The sequence below is a fragment of the Gillisella vitis genome (assembly GCF_021559775.1).
Classification (GTDB): domain Bacteria; phylum Pseudomonadota; class Alphaproteobacteria; order Rhizobiales; family Rhizobiaceae; genus Allorhizobium; species Allorhizobium ampelinum.
In genome coordinates this window covers 458,304-479,923 of sequence record NZ_CP056048.1, presented here as the reverse complement: position 1 = coordinate 479,923, position 21,620 = coordinate 458,304, and the positions used below count along the sequence as shown (strand labels likewise).

Below are 21,620 nucleotides of genomic sequence, written 5' to 3'. Positions count from 1 at the left end.
GCGATGTTTCGTCCGGGAAACGGTGGATATGGATATGACAGTCCTGCCCGGCGGCCTTTGCTGCCGGGAGGATATTGGACCTGACCAGTGTTCGCGCTTTGCGAAAAAAGCGTCAGGTCGATGCAGAGGCTATGCTTACTTCGACGCCGCGAGCTTTTCTTCCGGCTGCGGCGCAACGATTGCGCCTGGTTTGATGCGTTGCAGACCGTTGACGACGATCGTATCGCCAGCAGCAAGCCCGCTTTCCACCACACGCTGGCCTTCGGCCACGGCGCCCAACTGGATCTGGCGGTAATTGACCTTGTTATCGCCATCGACAACGAAAACGAATTTCTTGTCCTGATCGGTGCCAATCGCCCGTTCACTGACCAGGATCTTGTTTTCCGGCACAGGCTGGCCCATGCGCACCCGCACAAACTGGCCAGGGATAAGCCTGCCGCCCGGATTGTCGAACACGGCGCGCACGCCAATCGTCCCGCTGGCCGCATCGACCTGGTTGTTGATCAATTGCAGCTTGCCTTTGATCGGCGTGCCATCATCGGCCAAGGTGCCGATTTCGACGGGGATACGGTCTATGTCGGCCAAGGCAGCCCCGGTTTGTGGGAGCTGCGACAGAGCCTTGGCAACGAGTTGCTCGCTGACATTGAAGCTCGCGTAAATTGGATCGACAGACACCAGCGTGGTCAAGACAGAAGAGGACGACCCCGAGGCCACCAGATTGCCTGCCGTAACCTCGAGCTTACCGACGCGACCGGATACCGGGGCGCGCACCTGGGTATAATCCAGCTCCAGTTGAGCCGATTGCAGCTGTGCTCTGGCGGTTCCCATGGCAGCTTGAGCCTGGGTAAAGCTATTGCGGCGCTGGTCCATATCGCTTTGCGAGATCGTGCTATTGCCCGATAGTTTCAAGCCGCGATCCAGTTCGATCCTGGCAAGATCAACCTTGGCTTCGGCTGAGGCGAACTGGCCTTCCGCCTGATCGACAGCGGCCTGATAAGGAGCGGGATCGATAGTGAACAGCAAATCGCCTGCCTTGACCAGCGCGCCCTCGCGGAAATGGACGGATTGGATGGCTCCACCAACCCGTGGCCGTACATCGACCCGGTCAACGGCCTCGAGACGGCCGGAAAACAGCTCCCAATGGGTGAAATTCCGGCTGGAAACCTTGGAAACCGTGACCGGCACGGCAGGAGCCGGTGCGGCCGCCGGGGCCGCCGTTGCAGCAACACTCATCGGCAATTGAAGAACCACGGATACGGCTGAAATGGACACAACAAGGCCCAGGCCGGCGCCCATAAGGGCCCAGCGTTGTTTTCTGGATGACATTGGCAATCTCCTTGCGGCCCCCACAGGCCGCCATTGTTCATTCAGGTTTCACGACATTCTAGCGAATGCTGATCTGTTTAACGAAGTCCTCGAACTGGCTTTCAAGCTCAGGCTCCCATGTCGATGCATGGCTCTGTTGACTGCCATAGATGGATGACCAGCCCTTCCCCGAAGGCAGGACCTGGCTACAGGTTTTAACGCCTGCCTGTTTCAGGCTTTGCGCGAACGCAAGACTTTCATCACGCAGCGGATCGTCCTCTGCGCTCAAAACCAAAGCAGGCGCGACGTCTGCAAGGCGCGAACAGAGACAAGGTGCCGCATAGGGATGGCATCCGCCACCACTGAGATAGCGGCTCCAGCCTTCCGCCCAGCGCTCCCGCATGCCGATGGCTTCCGCTTCACGGATGGAAGCCGTCCCCATGAATGGATCGAGCAGCGGCGACAGCAGGATCTGTCCGTCAAGTTCGTTGGCGAAATGATCCCGTGCCTTCAGCGCGACGCTGGCGGCAATATTACCACCCGCCTCAACGCCCGCCAGCAACAGCAGCGATTTACGGTCGCCAAGCCCGGCACGCTTGTTGGCGAGATAGGAAAAAATCGAAAAACCCACCTCAAGCGGGCTTGGGAAGACCGGCCCAAGCGGCGCATTGTAGTCCGGCACCACCACGATAGCGCCGGTCCTCGCCAGACATGCCGCAACCGAACTGTCCACCACGCCGGATGCCATGAAGGCACCTGCGTGAAAGAACAAGACGACCGGTGGCCCCTTGCCATATTCGGCACCCTGATAGACACGCGCCGACACCGGCCCGACGGCCAGCTTGTCCAGCACCATATCTTTCACTTGTACCGACATTGCTTAGGCTTTCCTTAAGCCCCAACGTTCGGGACTTCTGATTTTCCCTGGTCCGACCAGCGGCACCCGAGACGAGATATGATATGCACGCTTGCAATTTCATGTAAAATCTATTGTTATTCGCCAATCGGAACAAGCTAGCGTTTTCTTACTACACTGTTCGTATTTTCGAATAATAGTGCAACGCACATCAATAAGGCCAACTCCCATGGACCAGCTCTCGGCAATGCGCGCCTTTATTCGCGTCGTGGAAACCGGCAACTTTACCCGTGCGGCTGAGCGGCTTGATATGCCGAAGGCAACGGTCACCAATCTCATCCAGGGGTTGGAAGCCCATTTGCAGACCAAGCTGCTCAACCGGACCACCCGTCGCGTCATGGTGACGACGGACGGGGCCTTGTATTATGAGCGAGCGGTCCAGATCGTTTCGGAACTGGCTGAGCTGGACGAAAGTCTTTCCAATGCGCAAAGCACACCCCGCGGACGCTTGCGTGTCGAAATGTCCGGCGCCTTTTCCGACTGGATTGTCGTGCCGTCGCTCTGCGATTTTCATCAGAAATTTCCAGATATGCACATCGATCTCGGCGTCAGCGACCGGATGGTCGATTATCTTGCCGAAAACGTCGATTGCGCCTTGCGGGCCGGGACGCCGTCGGATCAGTCTCTCATCGCCAGACGGGTTTGCGACGTCGAAATGATCACCTGCGTCGCACCCCGTTATATCGAAAAATTCGGCATCCCGGCCCATCCGCGCGAGCTAGAAAACCACCACTATTGCGTGAACTATTTCAGCAGCAACAATAGCCGGAAAATGCCGTTCACGTTCAAAAAAGACAAGGAAGAGTTGGAGATCAGCGCCCGCTACATCGTGTCTGTCAACGATAGCCGCACCTACATGACCTGCGCCCAGAACGGCCTCGGTATTGCGCCAATTCCCCGATTCATGGCTGCCAGCCTCCTCGCATCGGGCGAATTGGTGCAAGTGCTGGCGGATTGGAGGCGTGAGCCGCTTCCTCTCTATATCGTCTATCCGCCGAACCGGCATTTGAGCAACAAGGTCCGGGTTTTCGTTGATTGGCTGGTAAAACTTCTGCTCGAAGCCAGACTCAACGAGGGCTGAAACAACGACATCACAGACCCCACAACCCTTTGAAAAGGAAACTATACAAAATCTATCGATATGATAATATCTTTTATTGCCCACCTGTTTGGCGGGTTCCGGCTCTCGTGAATCGGGAAGAGACGTCACTAGAGCGTTTCTGCTCTACATGTAATCGCAGTAACGCTCTAACTCTTTGTTTTTACGCATTTCCAGACGGAAAACTGGTCTCCACTTTTCCTGGAAATGCTCTGGTCCTGAATTTCGAAATCGAGACAAAAGGGAGATGTCGTCATGGGAACATTCTCGCCCGTTTTCGACCGACTGGCTAGACCAGTTGCCTTCATCAAAGCCGAAGACGAAGCCCTTGGCTGTGCGCATCTCCTGGCCGAAACTGCAGTGTCGGCAGATGACGGGTCCTATGAAAAAACAATCCTCGACCATCTGCTCAGGTCGGGGCTACTCGGCATTTCCGTCTCGACCGATTACGGCGGGATCGACGTTTCGAATGTGTTGTTATCGACCATTTGCTGTGTTTTGGCAAAGGCTTGCCCCACATTGGGGGCTATGCTTGCGGGCCATTATAGTGCATTGGAGCTGTTGCGCAGCCATGGCAGCGAAGCGCAGAAATCCTATTTCTTTGCTGCCGCACTGGCAGGCATGCGTCTGGCACGCGTCAAAGCACCGTCTGCGGTAAGCCTGAAAGACAGGGGCCTGCACCTTTCCTATAACGGACTTGGCTGGTCATTGAATGGCACCGGCATGGCGTCACCGAACGCTACTTCTGCCGATTGGATCATGGTTTCCGTCCATGACCAGGTTGAAGAGCCAGCCCATCTGTTTTTCCCTGGGGGAACGGCGACGATGACGCCGATCGCCAATTCCCTTTCAGACAAAAGCCAGCCGGATCGAGGTGAGCCCGTGCTGTTTCGCGACCAGAGAGGCGAAAAGGACGCGCAACTGCAGACCCGTCGTCCGGCCCAGGGGCCGGATGTGCCTCAGGCGATGGAGCTGCTTTTGCAGGCAGCGGTGGAACTAGGGAGAGGCAAAGCTGCATTCAGCCAATTGTTCGGAAGCCCGGTATTGGCCCCCTCTCATCTGCCTGATGACACGTTCGAACCCGATTTTGACCCATCAAAAACCGGCGCCATCGCCGATGCCGCCCTGCGATTGGCAACAGCCGAAGCCGTGATCGAGAAAGCCGCCAGCGCCATCGATGCCGCCCAGATCGGCACCCAGGACCGGCATCGACATACCGCCTTCCTGATCGCATCGGCAGCCAATGCAGCCGCCGTGGAAGCCTCGACAATCGCTCAGTCTGTCGCAGCGGACCCACGCTTTGCACATGCAACCACGCCTCTTGGCGGTGTCGAGTTCCAAAGTGCTGAAGCCGCTATCATCGTTTCGCTTTTGCGCAAGGGCACACTTGGCTTGAGCGGTTTTTCAGATGATGATTCAAACGGATAACTTGCCGATGAATGCTGCCAGCAGTTTGCGTTAGAGTATTTCCGGACGCAAACCCGCTGCGCACTTTTGCTAAAAATACTCTCGGAAAAGTGGACTCCGGTTTTCGTGAAAAGACAACTGAAGCCAAGAGAAGTGAGAGCCCATCTGCTTCAGTCCAAATCTGATAGGCTCTCCCATTTATAGCACATTATGTCGGCAGCATGTCGGCCTTGAGAGGTTTACGGGTCAAGGAGCGCAAAAGACCGCCATTTTTTAGAATTTTCTTCTCATAATTTAATCTATTGAAATTATGGATTACTTTGACAAAAGAGCCGTGAGATTCCATTTTGACCGGCAGGAAAAGACAGCCAATTGGAGATTGCTCATGACGATCCTCACCATGCCGCGCAAGGACGCCAACGCTACGCCCTATCCGCAGCCGTCCGTCGATCCGGGTCTGCTGAAATCGGCCATGCGCCACGTCAGCGGCCAGGTTTCGGTGATCACGGCGGGCCAGGGGCCAGAGCGCACTGGTGCAACCGTGACCTCCGCCACCGCTTTGTCGGTCGATCCTCCAACGGTTATCGTCAATATCAACCGGACCTCTTCCAGCTATCCGGTGATCCGGAAATACGGTCATTTCGGCCTCAACATCCTTGCGAGCCATGACGAGCCTGTCGCCAATCGTTTTGCCGGCGTTGGGGGTCTGAAGGGAGAGGCACGCTATGACGGGTCAAATTGGCTGGTCGGGCCTAGCGGCGCATCGCTGCTGGTCGGCGCGCTCGCCGCAATCGACTGCGAAGTGGAAGAGATCATCGACCGCCATAGCCACGGCATCATCATTGGCCGGGTCATTTCGATCCAGCTCGGCGAAGGCAACCCACTGGCCTATCAGAACGGCCGTTACGGCAATTTCACACCGATTTTGGGCTGACTTTGCGGTCAAAGCAAAAAAAATCAGCCTGCCGGATTATTCAGATCCGGCAGGCTGATTTCTATCTAGAGGTCTGCCGTAGCGCTTTACATCTGCTGCATAATTTTAGCCATAAATCCAAGCCGATTTAAGGAATTATGCAGTAGCCCGCTTTTCCTGCTGCTCATCCTGCGTCAGCTCATTCAGGCTTGGCGTAGCGACAAATTGTTCCAGTGTCATATTGTCGAGAATAGCCGCGATGGCGTCCCGCACCTGGGTCATCGACCGCCGGACCTGACAGTTGACCGGATCGGCGCAATCGTCGCAAGCTTCAAAAGCGGTGCGGCTGGCACAACGGATCGGCGCAAGCGGCCCATCCAGCAGGCGAATGGCGTGGCCAATACGGATTTCGCTGGCGGGATGCGACAAGGAGTAACCGCCGCCCGGGCCTTTTTTCGACCGCAGGATGCCACCATTGCGCAATTCGAGCAGAATGGTGTCGAGAAACTTTTTCGGAATGTTGTTTCTGAGCGCAATCTCGCTGATGAACGCTGTTTCACCCGGTCCAAGCTGAGCCAGATCCACCAGCGCTTTCAAACCGTATTTGCCTTTTTTCGTCAGCATGACTGTCTGCTTTCCCAACATTCCGGGCCGACAAATCTCGGCCCCATCCGCATTTCACCATGGCAATAAAGCCAAACTACAGCGTGAACTTTAAAAACATATAAAAATTATGTATTTCATATTCAAGCTTTGCCGCAAGGGATTGTGGCTGGCAAACGTCAGATCGACCGACGTTTCACAGCCGTTCGTTGCATGGAAGCATCAAAAAAAGCAATACCGCCCCGGCTTGAACCGGAGCGGTATGGCGCATGAGCGATAATTGATGGGCGTCAGGAACCCGAAACCACCCGGAAACCGCCGGAATGGCCTCCGCCGGCAAAGACTTTCGAATCGGCGAAATCGCTGTGCTTAATGTCGTTTTCACTCGACCTGCCCAGACCAAGCTTCGGAAACAGCAGTTCCGCCACACGGTAGGCTTCCTCCAGATGCGGATAGCCGGAGCCGATCACCGTATCGATGCCGATCTCCTGATATTCCCGCAGGCGCTCCGCCACCGTTTCCGGCGAACCAACCAGGGCCGTACCGGCCCCTGCCCGCACCAGGCCCACCCCGGCCCAAAGATTGGGCGAAACTTCGAGTTTGTCGCGGCGGCCATTATGCAATTCGGTCATGCGGCGTTGACCGACCGAGTCGGATTCCTTGGCAAAGCGGGCCTGGGTTTCGCGGATGGTTTCATCCGACAGTTTCGAGATCAGCTTGTCTGCGGCGGCCCAGGCCTCTTCATCGGTTTCGCGGACGATAAAGTGCAGACGGATGCCAAAGGAGACATCCCGCCCGCTGCGGGCAGCGGCAGCACGCACGGCCTCGACCTTTTCCTTGACCTGCGCTGGCGGCTCGCCCCAGGTCAGGTATTTGTCGACGCGACGGGCGGCAAAGTCGATCCCGGCGTCCGAGGAGCCGCCGAAATAGAGCGGCGGACGCGGCGATTGCACCGGCGGGAAGCCAAGTCGTGCGCCTTCTGCACGGATATATTTGCCATTCAGGTCGGCATGGCCCTTGCTCAGAAGATCTTCCCAGACGGTGAAAAACTCGTCGGCATGGGCATAGCGTTCGTCATGGGAGACGAAAATACCGTCACCCGCCAATTCCGAAGGGCTGCCGCCGACAACGATATTCAGCAGCGTGCGGCCGTTCGAGACCCGGTCCAGGGCGACCGCCAACCGCGCGTAATAGGCGGGCGACGCCGTGCCGGGGCGAATGGCGACCAGAAATTTCAGTTTCTGCGTATGGGCGGCCAACGACGCAGCCGTGACGAAGGATTCCTCACAGGCGACCCCCGTTGGCAGCAATACGCCGTAATAGCCGAGCCGGTCGACAGCGCTGGCAATCTCACGCAGATAGCCGTGATCCACCGGGCGAGTCAGATCGTTGGAGCCGAGATAGGTGCCGTCACCCGACGTGGGGATGAACCAGAGAAAATCGATGGGCCGCGCAGTGTGCGCATTGGACGTTTTAGTCATGGACAAGTCCTTTCATGGAAATGGTTCAGCTTGCCTTCGGGCGCCAGACGATCTCGGCGATCTTCAAAGGCTTCGGCAGAATTTGCAGGGCGTGAAACTCGTCGGCCAAGGCCTGCTGATAGGCGATGGCTTCATCGTTCAGGGTAGACACGCTGCCGAGATCGGCGCCGGGCCGGGTCAGCACGGTCTTTGTCGTGTCGCGCGGCACGCCAGTGATTTCGGCAAGCGCTGTAATCGTCTCATCCAGATGGCTCTGCGCCCAAACACCCGTCTTGCGCAATTCATCGATCACATCGGTGATCACTTCAGGGTTTTTACTGGTGAAATCACCATTGCCGAAATAGAAGCTCCAGCTATCGACAATACCGCTGGCGGTCGTCAACACCCTGGCATTAGGATCGGTCTCGGCCACCGCAAAATAGGGGTCCCAGATTGCCCAGGCATCGACATTTCCGGATTTGAATGCCGCCCCCGCATCGGCAGGCGACAGATCCGCTGCCTTGACATCTGATGGCGTCAATCCCGCCGTTTTCAGCGCCTTGACCACGAAATTATGAGCGCTTGAGCCGCGTTTGAAGGCTAGTTTCTTTCCCTTGAGATCGGCAATCGACTGGATCGGCGAATCCTTATGCACAAGCAATGCCGTGCCGGAGGGTGCTCCCTTGTACGTGCCGACATAAAGGAGATTGCCGCCCGCCGCCTGGGCAAACAGTGGCGGCACATCGCCTGTCGGACCGAAGTCGAGCGCACCGGCCCCCAGCGCTTCCAGCAGCGGCGGGCCTGAGGTAAATTCAGCCCAGGTCACAGTGACGCCGCGAGCAGCCAGACGCTTTTCCAGCGCGCCCGTGCGCTTGGCCAGCGCCAGCACTCCATTCTTCTGCCAACCGATGCGCAATGTCGTGGTTGACGCCTGGGCGGTACGGATTGCCGGCAAGGCGAGGATGGTGCCGGCAGCGCCAAGCAAGCCAAGGGTCTGTCTGCGGTTGATCATCAGCGGTCTCTTTCTTTGGTCGGTCGCAATCGTCAGGCCTATATGATGATTTAGTCTATGGAATTTGTAAGCAATATTTTTCGCTTTATGGGCGGCTGCGGAAATTTCCTGCCGCCATTTCGCCGTCTCAAGGGGTCGGAATTTCGTCTCTTCCGAAGATGCGGAGACTTAAGTCAGCCACGGGGGTCGGTTTTCGCCAGCCCAGGTCCAACCCCCCAGACTAGGTCCAACCCGAATGAGGACGTCATCGCCGCACGCTGCAACCCGGAAAGCTGCCGAATGAGGAAAAATGTTTTCGCAGCTCGGGGAATATTGATCGATTTTATCTCCATTATTTCCATAGACTATATACTCTAACCTAAGGCGCCATCGCCCGGAATTGAGTTTTCAAGAGACGCACCATGACAGACAAGAGACGCACCATGACAGAATTGACCCGCCGCCTGTTCACGACCGGTGCCCTTGGCTCCCTCGCTTTATCCCTGACGCTTGGCGCTGCCTTCCGCGCGCGGGCAGAAGAACTGAGCGTCTTGAAAATCGGCTACCAGAAAACCGGCCTGCCGGTCATCGCACGCCAGCAGGGCGTGATCGAAGCCGCCCTCAAGTCGCAGGGGACCTCGGTGTCCTGGGTGGAGTTCGCCGCCGGGCCGCCGCTGGTCGAGGCCTTGAATGTCGGCTCCGTCCATGTCGGTTGGACCGGAGATGCGCCACCGATTTTCGGTCAGGCATCCGGGGCAGCCATCGTCTATGCTGCGGCGCTGCCACCAAATGGCAAAGGCGAAGGCATCGTCGTCAAGGCCAGTTCCGGCATCAAGGATCTGGCCGGTCTCAAGGGCCGCAAGGTCGCGGTCGGAAAAGGTACCAGCGCCCATAACCTCGTTGTGGTTGCCCTGGAAAAGGCCGGGATCGGCTTTGACGAGATCACCCCAGTCTATCTGGGCCCGGCGGATGCGGCGGCGGCCTTTGCCAGCGACAAGGTGGACGCCTGGGCCGTCTGGGACCCGTTCCTGGCGATTGCCGAGACCCGATACGATCTGGTGACGCTCGCCCGCTCCAGCGAAGTGCTTGATGTCAAAACCTATTTTCTCGCCAATCGCGACTTTGCAGCAAGCCATCCCGACACATTGGCAACCGTGCTGAAGGCGCTCACTGTTGCGGCTGAATGGTCCGCCAACAATCGCGATCAATTGGCCGCCGCCCTGCATGAGATTACCGGCGTGCCGCTAAACGCCCAGACTTTGGCCGCCAACCGGGCCGAGTTCGGCATTTTCAAGATTACCGACGAGATCGTGGCAACCCAGCAAGAGACCGCCGACCGTTTCTTCCGGCTCGGCCTGATCCCGAAGAAAATCAACATCAAAGACACCGTGTGGGTTGCGCCAACCAATTGAAGACCTGGCCAACTGAAGACCCAGGCAACTGAAGATAATGATCCGGAGTTGAAGCGATGCAGAATTCAAACATCAGACAAGATGCCGGACATGCCCCATCGCTGGCCCCCTCGCTGGGACTTGCATGGTTTGGGGCTGGCCTGTCACGACTGGCTGGCAACAGCATCGGCTGGGCGCTGCCTTTGCTGATCCTGATTGCCTGGGAAGCATCGTCGCGCGCCGGATTGTTGCAGCAAAACATCTTGCCGGCACCGTCTGCCGTCGCCGAAGCCTTCTGGCGCCTGACATTATCGGGCGAATTGCCAACCAATATAGGCGTCAGCACCGTACGGGCGTTGGCCGGCTTTGCGATTGGCGGCGGCATCGGTTTTGCACTCGGTCTGCTCAACGGCCTGTCGGCGCTGAGCCGTGGCATTACCGATACGACCTTGCAGATGGTGCGCAATATTCCCCATCTGGCACTGATCCCGCTGGTTATTCTTTGGTTCGGGATTGATGAAGAGGCCAAGCTCTTTCTTGTCGCGCTTGGCGTGTTTTTCCCGATCTATGTCAACACCCTGCTGGGCATCCAGAGCGTCGATCCGCAACTGGTGGAAATGGGCCGCCTTTACGGCATGAAGCCATACCGGCTGTTTCGCAAGGTTATCCTGCCGGGCGCCCTGCCCTCGATCTTTGCCGGACTGCGCTATGGTCTCGGCATCATGTGGCTGACGCTGATCGTCGCGGAAACCATCGCCGCCTCTTCCGGCCTCGGTTACATGGCCATGCAGGCGCGTGAGTTCCTGCTGATCGACGTGGTTGTTCTTTCCATTCTCATCTATGCGCTGCTCGGCAAACTGGCAGATCTGCTTGCCCGTTTCCTGGAGCGCGTGTTCCTGCAATGGCATCCGGCCTACCAGACAGCGAGGTAAGACCCATGACCGCAACAACAGTGACGCGGCTTCGGCCAATTCAGGAAACACATCCTGCAAAAAGACAGGAACAGGCATCCCAACCGGTGCTTGCCAGCGCCCGCCCGGCTTTTTCCTTCCGCAATGTCCGAAAGAGTTTCGGGACACAGACCGTGCTTGATGGCATAAACCTCGATGTCGCCGAAGGTGAGTTCCTGGCGATCATCGGCAAGAGCGGCTGTGGCAAAAGCACCCTGCTGCGGTTGCTGGCCGGGCTGGACAAACCAAGTTCCGGCGAACTTATCCATCATGCCGACAAGAGCGATGCTGCCCGGGTTCGAATGATGTTTCAGGAACCGCGTCTTCTTCCCTGGGCAAAGATCGACGACAATGTCGCCGTCGGACTGACCGGAATTGCCAAGGGCAAGGAAGCGCTTTCGGCGGCCCGCGCCCTGTTGGAAGAGGTCGGCCTTGGCGCACGGGCCAGCGAATGGCCCTCCGTTCTCTCAGGCGGCCAGAAACAGCGCGTCGCGCTTGCCCGCGCCTTGGCGGCGCATCCGCATATCCTGGCGCTGGATGAACCGCTGGGCGCGCTCGATGCGCTGACCCGGATCGAAATGCAGCAATTGCTGGAACGAATCTGGCAAAAGCAACGGTTCACGGCGGTGCTGGTCACCCATGACGTGTCGGAAGCCGTCGCCCTCGCCGACCGGATCGTCGTTATCGACGCCGGACGCATTGCGCTCGATCTCAAGGTTTCACTGCCACGCCCACGGCGGCATGCCACAGCGGAATGCGCGGCAATCGAAGCACAGATATTGGAGAAACTGCTGGGAGACGCGGCCCGAGCGTGAGGAATACGCCAGCCCGGCATTGAAGCCGTCGGGCTGGCAATACAATGCTATCGCGCTTCGATGCTATGGCTCGCCATGCTGCGGCTAGCCAAGACGGCATTGGCGATACGATCTGCCACCAGTTCGGCCTGGCGGGAGACTTCCGGAACGCCCATAAGCTCACCAAACGTACCGCGTGCCAGCGGGCCGGCAATAAACAAATCCGCTTGCGGTCGCCCATCAATACCAATGGCCTGACCAGTCTCATCACAGGCAATACCCAGCCCATAGGCATCGGCCTGGAGGTGGCCCGTGCTTTCCAGCGTCAACAACATCGACTGTGATTTCAGAACACTGGCATGATCGGGACCTGTCGCCAGCACCACCCAGTCGAACAATTTCCGCTCCACCAGCCCGGTCGAGGCTACCACGAGATCAATAGCGATGGTCTCGATACCCCGCTCGATCTTGATCATCCGGCCTGAGGCAAGCGTCAGACTGCCTTCAGCCAACCGCTGCTGCCAAATGGCTTGTGCCTGGGGTGGCAGCCGGTAGCGATGCACGTCCCAAAGACGGCGGGCGTGGCGCAACAGCCGTTTTCTTTCCGTCGCATTGAACCGCGCCCAGATGGTCTGACCCTGTTTACGCAGGGCGTCGGTCACCGCATGCCAGGTCACGCCATGGGCCTGCGCATCGGCCACCGCGCGCCGCACGGCTCGTAACAACGACCTTACCGAGTGACAATCATCCTCGCTAAACGAGCAAGACCAGTCCTGGGGCTGAAGAGTATGGCCGCGAGACGACATGCCGCGCCTTGAAAAGGCGGTGATCTCGCCGCGATGGCCACGGACACTCAAACTGGCAACAATATCCGCTGCCGTCAGACCCATGCCCACGACAAGAACCCGATCCGTCGCACGGACACCGCAAAGGCTCTGGCCCGCGACGGGATTGGTAAGGAAGCGTGGATGGCCTTGCAGGGCTGATTGCAATGCCCGCGGCGCCTTGGGAGCCGGGTGGGTGGCTGCCATGACGACGATATCGGCCTCGATCCAGGCACCGAAATTGCCGGTCACCAACCAGCGGCTCCCGATCCGGGTCACGCTTTCCACCGTCTCCCGGATGTGCTGAATCCTACCCTCTTCAAGATAAGGCGCCATCCGCTCCGCCATGAAACGACCGAAGGCTTCACGGCGGGCAAACACCTGCGTGGCATCACTGCCTGTGCATTCGACCTGCGCGTCAGGATCGTCCGCAAGCGCGCCAGATTGCCGTAACCACTCGGCAAAGGCGAGTGGCTCCCTAGCATCGGCTATCATCCGGTTTGCTTCAACATTGAGACGAAGTGCCGGATCTTCCGTATCATAGGCAAGACCGGCCCCCAGCGTGGCTCTCGGCTCAAATACCAGAATTTGCAGATCCTCGTCCTGCCGCTCCGCCAGAAACCGCGCTACTGACGCGCCGGCAAACCCTCCACCGACAATAACGACTGTCTTGCGGGCAGGCGAAATGCTGCTTTTCGCTTGGTAAGCCCCCAAGTGAGAAACCCCTGAAATAAACTGGAGCATGATGCCCTCCATCAAGCGGCCTTCAGGATAGCCATACAGGCATGCCCTGAGTGCCTGTTGAATTTGCCAGTCCTCGACTCCTGCCACTGCATATTGACTATAAAATATATAGATTTAAATTGAAAGATGTCCACTGGACCTATTTGCATCCAGGATAACACGACCTGTCCTTTTAGAAAAAAGAAGGTGTTAAGCGCCTATTTATGCAGCGCTTTTTCAACAACACACCATCTCAGGAGCGTGTTGTGAACGGATGCTCTTCCCCTCACCTGCCATTCAGGCGTCATTATGCGGCAGCCCGTTTGGCCACCCCATTACCCCAAAGACGACATGTCACACACAGAACAGATTTCGTCTGCGATCAGAGACGCGACAGAAGATCGGCCTTTTTGTCCTGATATTCCTTGTCGGTCAGGATGCCGCGGCCATGCAGCGCGGCGAGTTTCTCGATCTTGGCAAAGATCTCATCGTCACTGGCTGCCGGGGGAGCGGCTAGAGGCATGGGAGAAGTCCCTGCCGAAAATGCCTGGATTTCCGACGCCAAAGGCTCACGCGCTGGTTCGGGATGGTCAAAAACAGTGGCGACGGGTGGCATGACTGGCGCGAGGGGCGCAGTCGCGGCCTCGCCGACCACATTCGTAACGGGCGCAGTCGCACCGGGAGACACGACTTCAAGCTCTGATATCCGCACCAAACCGTATTGGGAGGTGAAGCTCAGCGTCTGGTCGCCGCCCTGTTGCTGGGAAAATCCGCCGATCTGGTGGTCTCTGGTATCGTAGACTGTCGTGCGCCCGCCAATATCGATCGCCAGTCTGCGGCTTGACGGGAAAAACGCATAGCGCAAATTGTTCTGGGCACCGGTCGAAGCCGGAAAGCCAAGATCGGCTGGCCACCAGTTTACGGCCGAAAGACTGCCGGGGACGAAGAGACTAACACCGCTCGAAAAGCTACCGAACCCGCCATTTCCCTGCGACTGTGATTGCGAGGAGGAGGCATAGCCGGATGCCGGGCGATGCAGATCACTGGTTTGCAGCAACGTGGCGATATCCGAGCAAAGATTGTCGACCCGGGCCTTCAGCCCATTGTTGAACATATCGCCAACCATGGTCATGCCACCCTGCGACCATTGCCCCATGCCACCGAGATCCGGGTGGTTGAACTGGGCCTGGTAGCCGTTGCCGGCCATCAGCGCCATCAGCAAATGTTCGACCAGCCCGAAGCTCACCCCATGGCGGGTGGCAATGTCGTTCAGACGCGCTTGGCCCTCGTCACTCAGTGTCGGCATAACGGCGTCCCTCGCGGTTGGCAGCGATCGGTGATTGTCAAGCTGCTGAGTTTGCCTAGCACGTGCCAGCCGGTTATCACAGGGGCTTTGAAAGGACGGCGATATGATCTCTTGAAAAAAGCGCAAAAGCCCGGCCTAGCATTCAAGCCAGACCGGACCCAGACCAACCAGGATAACAGGTTATCCCAAGGTAACGCTGGTCGTTATCCCAAGGTCACACTGAGGCTGATCGGCACGGCGGCCAGAGCCTTGGAAACCGGGCATCCCGCCTTAGCCTGATTGGCAATATCCGTAAACCGGGCTTCATCAGCACCAGGCACCTTACCCTTCAGGACGAGTTCGATGGCCGTGATGGCGAAACCGGCCTCCAGCTTTTCCAGGGTCACGTTGGCCTTGGTTTCCAGGCTTTCGGCGGTCAGTCCAGCCTCGCCCAACATCATCGACAAAGCCATGGTAAAGCAGGCCGCGTGGGCCGCACCGATCAGCTCTTCCGGGTTGCTGCCGGTGACGCCTTCAAAGCGGGTGTTGAACCCGTAAGGATGGGCATCCAACGCGCCGCTCTGCGTCGAAACCTTGCCTTTTCCGTCTTTCAAACCACCGGACCACTGGGCCGAACCGTATTTTTCGATCTTCATGGCATTCTCCTTGTTCTATGCAAATAGGCCCAACTATGGGACCCCGCCGCTCCATTCATAAGCGGGCCATTGGCCGGGATGCGGGATGATGGGTTAACACCCCGGCGCAAGATCGGTTCCGCTATCCCTGAATGTCGATTGCAGTGAGGGAAGACGTCACCAGCAGAGCGATATCGTTACCGTCGAGCAGATCTAACACCAGCATCTGTTCACGATTGAACGACCGGCCCGACAGAATATTGTGCAACGGTCCCCGCACGCTCTCAGGCCAAACAATCCTGGTATCCGCCCAGAACGCCGCAGCAACCCGCGCCGTCTCAGGATCGATCCGGCCAAACACCAATCTTGGCACGATGGTCAGCGCGATATCATTGCCTTGTACCCGAGCGAAAGCGATGACGTGATCCCGGGCATGACCAGTGACCTCCAACGGCACGTAATCACCGTTATTGAACAGGCTCGCATGGCGGCTACGAAGGGCGAGCACCTCCCGGATCAGCCTTTGCTTGCGCTGAATGAAAGAGACCGGGCCCTCATTTGCGGGCGCACTCACCTCGGCTGCTAACGCCTGATAATCGATGATGCGACGATTGTCCGGATCGACCAGACTGTCGTCTTTGCCCTCGGTTCCCTGATAAATATCCGGCACGCCCGGCGCCGTGAGCTTGATCAGCGTCTGGGAAAGACTGTTGACCTCGCCCGCCGCCATGAAGGGCCGAAGCGTATCACTGAAATCCGTCAGGAAGCTTCGGTTTTCCGGTGACACCAACTGTTCGGCATAGGAGCGCACCGCCTGTTCGAAAGCCTCGTTTGGCTCGGCCCAGTCCGTTCGCACCTTGGCCTCCCGAAGCGCTTTTTCAGTATAGGCCAGAAAGCGGTCGGCCAGCGTGGCAGGATCGGTAGCTTCGGTCGGCGCGAGCCAGATCCCCGCCAAAGCCTGGTACAGCATCCATTCCACATTCGGATCGGGCGCGGGACCATCTGGTAGAGAGGTGAGATTGCCGCGATGCATCTGGCGCCAGCGGCTCACCCCGTCGACCCAGGCATCCGCCCCTTCCGACAGGGTGTAGAGACGGGCGCGCGTATCCTCGCCACGCTTGGTATCATGGGTCGAGCTTGCAGTGAGACCATGCGGCTGGGTCTGCAAGCGCTCAGCCATAGCGGCGTGGAAGGCGCTCACACCACCCGGCGGATGGGCTGGTTCACCACCAACCTCGTTTGCGGCAATCAGGCGGTTGTAGCGGTAGAACAGCGTATCTTCCAACGCCTTAGCCATGACAGGACCGCTCAACTGCTGGAAACGGGTGCGGAACTCATCTGCCGCCTCCGCCTCGAACCCGCCGAGCAACAGGCGTTCGATAACACCAAGCGCTCCCTCGTCCACGCCCCAGAGCCGAGCCTGCGCAACGACGTGTTCCAGGACAATTTTGTCCTGCGCATCGAGACCGCCGTGATAGCCATAGGTCCGGTAAACAGGAAAAGCGATCAGCAATTCCTGTATCGCCTTGCGCAACTCGTCTTCGTCGTGGCCGGTGCCAATCGATTGCGCCAGCGCCACCAGCCGGGAGACTTCGCCCTTGAAATTGCGCTGAACCATCCGGGTCTTGGCATCCCGCAGGCCTTTGACATAGTCCGCAGCGCCTGCGTCGGTGTCGTTATAGGCCTGCTGAAGACGCTCCAGCCCGTCGCCATCGATGTAGAGCTGCGACAGGGCGGTGATGAACTCGTAGCCCGTCGTGCCGGACACCGGCCAGCTCGGCGCAATCACCTCGCCTGCCCCCAGAATTTTCTCGACAGTGATATAGGTCTGCGGCCCCGCCGCCTCGCGCAGCCGGTCGAGATAACCAGCCGGATCGGCCAGCCCATCGACATGATCGATCCGCAATCCCTGAACCTGCCCTGACCGGACCAGATCAAGGATCAGCTGGTGGCTTTCTTCAAACACCTGCGGTTTTTCCACGCAGACACCCACCAGGCCGGTGACTTCGAAAAAGCGGCGATAACTCAGGCTTTCCGCAGCCTGTTTCCAGTGTTGAAGCTGCCAATGCTGGGCATCGAGTAACGCCCTGACTTTTTCAGGCGAGGCGAGCACCTCGACCAAGGTCGCCCGGTCGGTCTTTTCAGAGACAAGTGCCTGCTCGATGCTTTCATCGCTCAAGGGAATATGCGTCTCGAAATAGGCAAGGCTGAACCTGTCAGCGTTATCATCCCGTATGATCGTCAGCTCACCATCGCCAAGGGCATCCTCAAGGGTCTTGCCAAGCACCGGCAAGGTCAGCTTCCGGCTCCAGTCAATATCGAAATGTCCGGCATAGGCGCTGCGGCTGCCATTGCGCAGCACGTCGTACCACCAGGCATTTTCAACCGAAGCCGCCATATGGTTGGGAACGATATCGAGGATCAGACCAATATCCGCCTTTGCAAGCGCCGCGCACATCCGATCGAAACCGGCTTTCCCGCCAATAACCGGGTCGATTTCGTTGGCATCCACCACATCATAGCCGTGGGTGGAACCAGTGGTGGCCGTGAAGATCGGGGATGCATAGAGATGGCTGATGCTCATCGATTTCAAATGGGGAATAAGATCGATAGCATGATCGAATGTTATGCCGTTTCGAAATTGCAGGCGGTAGGTCGCTGTTGGGATGGTCATGCTGCCCTCTTGATGGTGTTTGCCAGTAACACGGCTAGCCGCCTTCGGTTCCACGCGGTCCCGGTCAATAATGGCGGCGGAATGCCGATACAGTCGGCATCAAATACCGGGAAAGACGGAACACCGGAGCAGTTTGGAAGTTAACGCCTCGGTTTGCCCGATCACCACCCGATTACCCCCGACGACCACCCATTGAAATGCGCAGGAGACACGATGCAGGACATGACATTTGGCCCGGTTCTTTACGGCAACGGCACGATCTTCAGCCTTTGGGCGCCGCTTCAGGAAAAGGTTCTGCTGAAGATCGAGGGACAGGAGCCTCGTCCCATGACAGCCGGTGAAAATGGTTGGCACAGCGCCGAAGTGCCTGAGGTCGGGGCCGGATGCCGTTATAACTTCATCCTGGAGGATGGTCTTGCTGTTCCAGATCCCGCCTCACGCTTCCAGCCCGACGATGTGCATGGGCCAAGCGAGGTTATCGACCCAGCCTATGCCTGGCAGCAGACCGAATGGCAGGGACTACCCTGGGAAGAGATCGTCATCTATGAATTGCACGTGGGAAGCTTTACGCCCGCCGGAACGTTTACAGCCATCATCGAACGGCTGGACCACCTGAAAAACCTCGGCGTGACCGCGCTGCAACTCATGCCAATCAGCGACTTTCCAGGACGCTGGAACTGGGGCTATGACGGCGTATTGCCCTATGCACCCGATAGCAGCTACGGTCGTCCTGAGGATCTGAAGCGGCTGGTGGACGAAGCCCATGCACGCGGCATCTGCATCTTTCTCGATGTGGTCTATAATCACTTCGGTCCGGACGGAAATTATCTTCCCGCCTATGCGCCGATCTTTACCGACAAGCACATCACGCCCTGGGGGCCGGGTGTCAATTACGATGGCGACAAGTCGGAAGCCGTGCGTGAATTCGTTGTGCGCAATGCCATGTACTGGGTGGACGAGTTTCGGATCGACGGACTGCGCTTCGACGCCGTTCATGCCATAGAAGACGAGCGCAAGCCCCATATCCTTCATGATATCGCCAGACGGACACGCGCTTGCGCACCCGGACGGGCCGTGCATCTGATCGTCGAGAATGAAGACAACAATGCCGACCTGCTCGAACGTAATGAAAATGGTGCGCCCATCCATTTCACCGCGCAGTGGAATGACGACATTCACCATGTCCTGCACATCACGGCCACCGGTGAAAATTTTGGCTATTATCAGGATTACGCAGACGACATGTCTAAGCTCGGTCGGGCGCTGGCAGAGGGCTTTGTCTACCAAGGCGAGCACATGCCCTATAGCGGGAAGGAAAGGGGCATGCCGAGCACCCACCTGCCACCGACCGCATTCATTTCCTTTATCCAGAACCATGACCAGATCGGCAATCGCGCCATGGGCGACAGGATGGCCGCATCGCAACCATCAGAGGCGTTGAAGGCACTGGCGGCGGTTTATCTGCTGGCTCCACAAATTCCCATGCTGTTCATGGGAGAGGAATGGGGCGCAAAGACCCCCTTTCCGTTTTTCTGCGATTTCAACGAAGAGCTGAATGAAGCGGTAAGACATGGACGGCGCAAAGAATTGTCAAGGTTGCCCGGCTTCGATGCCGATGATGCATCCGACCCAACAGCACAGACAACATTCAATAGCGCCAAACTATCATGGGAGCCAGACCAGCAAGACGGTGAAATTCTGCAATTTTACCGCGAATTACTGGCACTGCGTAAAGAAAAAATCGTTCCTCTGCTGCGTGATGCGCACGGGCATGCGGGCAACTATAGCAGCCTGGGGTCAGTGACAATTGTGCGCTGGACGCTCGGTTCACACAATCTGACCCTCACCGCCAATCTGACTGCCGAGACTGTGGAGAACCCAATATATACCAACGGCGAATGCCTGTTCACGTTCGGCACACAGCCAGGAAACAATCTCGGTCCCTGGGCCGTTGTCTGGCGCATTGAACCTTGCTGAGGCAAAGCGTTTGTATCCCAATCGGCACAACCGAAGATTGCCCAACGCCCCTTTCCAGGCGCCCCGACATGAGCGGCTGGCGAGGATCTCGCACTCCTGTATCGATGAGACAATGTGCACAAGCGTGATCGAACCATAAAATTATGTAGGCACCCATTAAATTACCCGGAAATTCATTTTCTGATAATTTCAAGAATTTTACGCCACAAAAATAATCGAAATATCATCAAATCAGAAATACGCTCGCACTCCGAAGCATTTCTCCATCTCAAAATATTCATCAAATCAATACATTCTATTCCGAATTGGAATTTTACATTCGTCAAACCCTTCTCTACCAGAAATAGGAGGAGAATAGGGAGTAAATTATTGCTATCCAGTCGTTACGATTGCAGAGCAATTATTAAAAATTCCTGGGGACGTATATCTAATCAATAACGGCATCAATACTGCATATCAACGATGCGCGGTATTTAAAAATACGTTTATTTTGGATTGAAAAAATCGAAATGAATTAAAATATAATCACATTGATCGATTCATCGCCTGTGACGATATTTTTATTTATCTCAAGAGGAGGAGAGAAGAATGAAAAACACACGGACGTTACTGGGGGCAGCACTTTTCCTCACGGGCTGTTTTACAGCGGCAAACGCCGCAGAAAACAGCAATACGCAATATGCACCGGGCGCGTCACAATTTTACGCGGGCGCCATTCCTCCATTTGAGGGATTTTATTTTCTTTCGCAGACAAGTTACTTTAGCGCCAACAGAGTCAATGACGGCAAAGGTCGTGAAATACCCATAGACTTCAAGGTGAAAGCCACCGTTGAAACTCTTCGCTTCATGTATGTATCAGATATCCGTATCGGCGACGCCCAACTCTGGGGACAGCTCGTCCTTCCCCTTATTCACCTCGATATTTCCAACACATTTGCAAGAGACTCTGGCTTTAACCTGGGAGACGCAACCGCAACTGTTGGGTTATCATGGCACCCTGATCAGAATCAGACATTCATCACAGGGATAGACATCGGCATACCGACCGGCGCTTACGACGAGAACGCCCTTGCCAATGCGGGCCTTAATCACTGGTCCGTACAGCCAACGGTTGCCTATCATTATTCCGACCCACAAGGACTTGAATTCGCGACCGCCGCGAGGGTCATCTTCAACTCCGAAAACACAGCAACCGACTACAAAACCGGTAATGAGTTCGTCCTTGATTACGCAGTCGGCTGGAATTTCGGCAAGATAAGAGTCGGAGCAACAGGATATTACATCAAGCAATTCACCGATGACAAAGGACCCGGCGTCGCCTCCGACGGCCATCGCGGCGAAGGTCTGGCGATTGGTCCGTCATTGACCTATAACTTCAATCCGGGCCTGGGCATAAGCGCGTCATGGCAACATGACGTGGTGGCTAAAAACCGAACCGAAGGCAACACTCTCTGGGTGAATCTCGCAACAAAATTCTAGAATTATCCGATCACAGCTCGATTTTCGAGACGAGCGTTCAAAGGCAGGCGATCCGACAGAAATTCAAACGCCTGCCCCGTAAATTTCTCCGCATACAAAAGCCTGAAGATGCCAACACATCGTCGGGCTTTCGTATAATACCAAGGCTTGAAAATGCTCACGCATTCTCGCCTTGAAGGCGTTGCAAAAGGAAT

General features: G+C 57.0%; 17 protein-coding genes. 8 read left to right on the top strand and 9 right to left on the bottom strand.

Going from position 1 to position 21,620, the window contains the following annotated elements; all coding sequences use genetic code 11:
• Positions 1-135: 135 nt before the first annotated feature.
• Both AVCG78_RS19330 and AVCG78_RS19325 read right to left on the bottom strand, forming a co-directional pair.
• Positions 136-1,326, bottom strand: coding sequence for an efflux RND transporter periplasmic adaptor subunit (locus AVCG78_RS19330; protein ID WP_071205918.1), 1,191 nt, complete (start codon positions 1,324-1,326; stop codon positions 136-138).
• 58 nt (positions 1,327-1,384) lie between these two features.
• The gene (locus AVCG78_RS19325) at positions 1,385-2,182 is read right to left on the bottom strand and encodes an alpha/beta hydrolase fold domain-containing protein (RefSeq protein ID WP_071584456.1); all 798 of its coding nucleotides are present in this window, start codon (positions 2,180-2,182) and stop codon (positions 1,385-1,387) included.
• A gap of 208 nt (positions 2,183-2,390) precedes the next feature.
• Here AVCG78_RS19325 and AVCG78_RS19320 point away from each other — a divergent pair, with 208 nt between their 5' ends.
• The 3 genes from AVCG78_RS19320 to AVCG78_RS19310 all read left to right on the top strand — a co-directional run bounded on the left by AVCG78_RS19320 (position 2,391) and on the right by AVCG78_RS19310 (position 5,661).
• Positions 2,391-3,302, top strand: a complete 912-nt coding sequence (locus AVCG78_RS19320) for a LysR family transcriptional regulator (protein WP_071205914.1) — start codon at positions 2,391-2,393, stop codon at positions 3,300-3,302.
• 273 nt (positions 3,303-3,575) lie between these two features.
• The gene (locus AVCG78_RS19315) at positions 3,576-4,748 is read left to right on the top strand and encodes an acyl-CoA dehydrogenase family protein (protein ID WP_071205912.1); all 1,173 of its coding nucleotides are present in this window, start codon (positions 3,576-3,578) and stop codon (positions 4,746-4,748) included.
• A 364-nt stretch (positions 4,749-5,112) separates the two neighbouring features.
• Positions 5,113-5,661 carry a flavin reductase family protein gene (locus tag AVCG78_RS19310; protein ID WP_071206022.1) on the top strand — a complete coding sequence of 183 codons (549 nt, stop codon included), beginning with the start codon at positions 5,113-5,115 and terminating at the stop codon, positions 5,659-5,661.
• 135 nt (positions 5,662-5,796) lie between these two features.
• On the opposite strand, the gene AVCG78_RS19305 is transcribed toward AVCG78_RS19310, so the two are convergent.
• From AVCG78_RS19305 to AVCG78_RS19295, 3 genes are all read right to left on the bottom strand, one after another.
• The gene (locus AVCG78_RS19305; RefSeq protein ID WP_012653833.1) at positions 5,797-6,264 is read right to left on the bottom strand and encodes an RrF2 family transcriptional regulator; all 468 of its coding nucleotides are present in this window, start codon (positions 6,262-6,264) and stop codon (positions 5,797-5,799) included.
• Between the two features lie 269 nt (positions 6,265-6,533).
• Positions 6,534-7,724: an FMNH2-dependent alkanesulfonate monooxygenase gene (ssuD, locus tag AVCG78_RS19300; protein WP_071205910.1), complete on the bottom strand. Its 1,191-nt coding sequence runs from the start codon at positions 7,722-7,724 to the stop codon at positions 6,534-6,536.
• A gap of 25 nt (positions 7,725-7,749) precedes the next feature.
• Positions 7,750-8,715, bottom strand: coding sequence for an aliphatic sulfonate ABC transporter substrate-binding protein (locus AVCG78_RS19295; RefSeq protein ID WP_071584457.1), 966 nt, complete (start codon positions 8,713-8,715; stop codon positions 7,750-7,752).
• Between the two features lie 422 nt (positions 8,716-9,137).
• On the opposite strand from AVCG78_RS19295, the gene AVCG78_RS19290 reads away from it, so the two are divergent.
• Genes AVCG78_RS19290 through AVCG78_RS19280 form a run of 3 tightly spaced genes read left to right on the top strand, consistent with a single transcriptional unit; the run spans position 9,138 to position 11,850 of the window.
• On the top strand, positions 9,138-10,106 hold the full coding sequence (locus tag AVCG78_RS19290; RefSeq protein ID WP_071206021.1) for an aliphatic sulfonate ABC transporter substrate-binding protein: 969 nt from the start codon (positions 9,138-9,140) through the stop codon (positions 10,104-10,106).
• A gap of 56 nt (positions 10,107-10,162) precedes the next feature.
• Complete coding sequence (locus AVCG78_RS19285; RefSeq protein WP_234665029.1) at positions 10,163-11,017, top strand: ABC transporter permease subunit; 855 nt, start codon at positions 10,163-10,165, stop codon at positions 11,015-11,017.
• 5 nt (positions 11,018-11,022) lie between these two features.
• Positions 11,023-11,850: an ATP-binding cassette domain-containing protein gene (locus AVCG78_RS19280; RefSeq protein ID WP_071205906.1), complete on the top strand. Its 828-nt coding sequence runs from the start codon at positions 11,023-11,025 to the stop codon at positions 11,848-11,850.
• Between the two features lie 47 nt (positions 11,851-11,897).
• Here the strand turns inward: AVCG78_RS19280 and AVCG78_RS19275 are convergent, their stop codons facing one another.
• The 4 genes from AVCG78_RS19275 to treY all read right to left on the bottom strand — a co-directional run bounded on the left by AVCG78_RS19275 (position 11,898) and on the right by treY (position 17,970).
• The gene (locus tag AVCG78_RS19275; RefSeq protein WP_174089737.1) at positions 11,898-13,397 is read right to left on the bottom strand and encodes an FAD/NAD(P)-binding protein; all 1,500 of its coding nucleotides are present in this window, start codon (positions 13,395-13,397) and stop codon (positions 11,898-11,900) included.
• Positions 13,398-13,758: 361 nt separating this feature from the next.
• A complete protein-coding gene (locus tag AVCG78_RS19270) occupies positions 13,759-14,682 on the bottom strand; it encodes an SHOCT domain-containing protein (protein WP_071205904.1) in 924 nt (307 codons plus the stop codon).
• A 203-nt stretch (positions 14,683-14,885) separates the two neighbouring features.
• Positions 14,886-15,317, bottom strand: a complete 432-nt coding sequence (locus AVCG78_RS19265; protein WP_071205902.1) for an OsmC family protein — start codon at positions 15,315-15,317, stop codon at positions 14,886-14,888.
• A 121-nt stretch (positions 15,318-15,438) separates the two neighbouring features.
• The gene (gene treY, locus AVCG78_RS19260) at positions 15,439-17,970 is read right to left on the bottom strand and encodes a malto-oligosyltrehalose synthase (protein WP_071584459.1); all 2,532 of its coding nucleotides are present in this window, start codon (positions 17,968-17,970) and stop codon (positions 15,439-15,441) included.
• 213 nt (positions 17,971-18,183) lie between these two features.
• Between treY and treZ the strand changes: the two genes are divergently transcribed.
• Entirely contained in the window at positions 18,184-19,947 is a 1,764-nt protein-coding gene (gene treZ / locus AVCG78_RS19255) for a malto-oligosyltrehalose trehalohydrolase (protein ID WP_071205898.1), read from the top strand.
• Between the two features lie 588 nt (positions 19,948-20,535).
• Complete coding sequence (locus AVCG78_RS19250; RefSeq protein WP_071205895.1) at positions 20,536-21,426, top strand: SphA family protein; 891 nt, start codon at positions 20,536-20,538, stop codon at positions 21,424-21,426.
• The last annotated feature ends 194 nt before the right edge of the window (positions 21,427-21,620 follow it).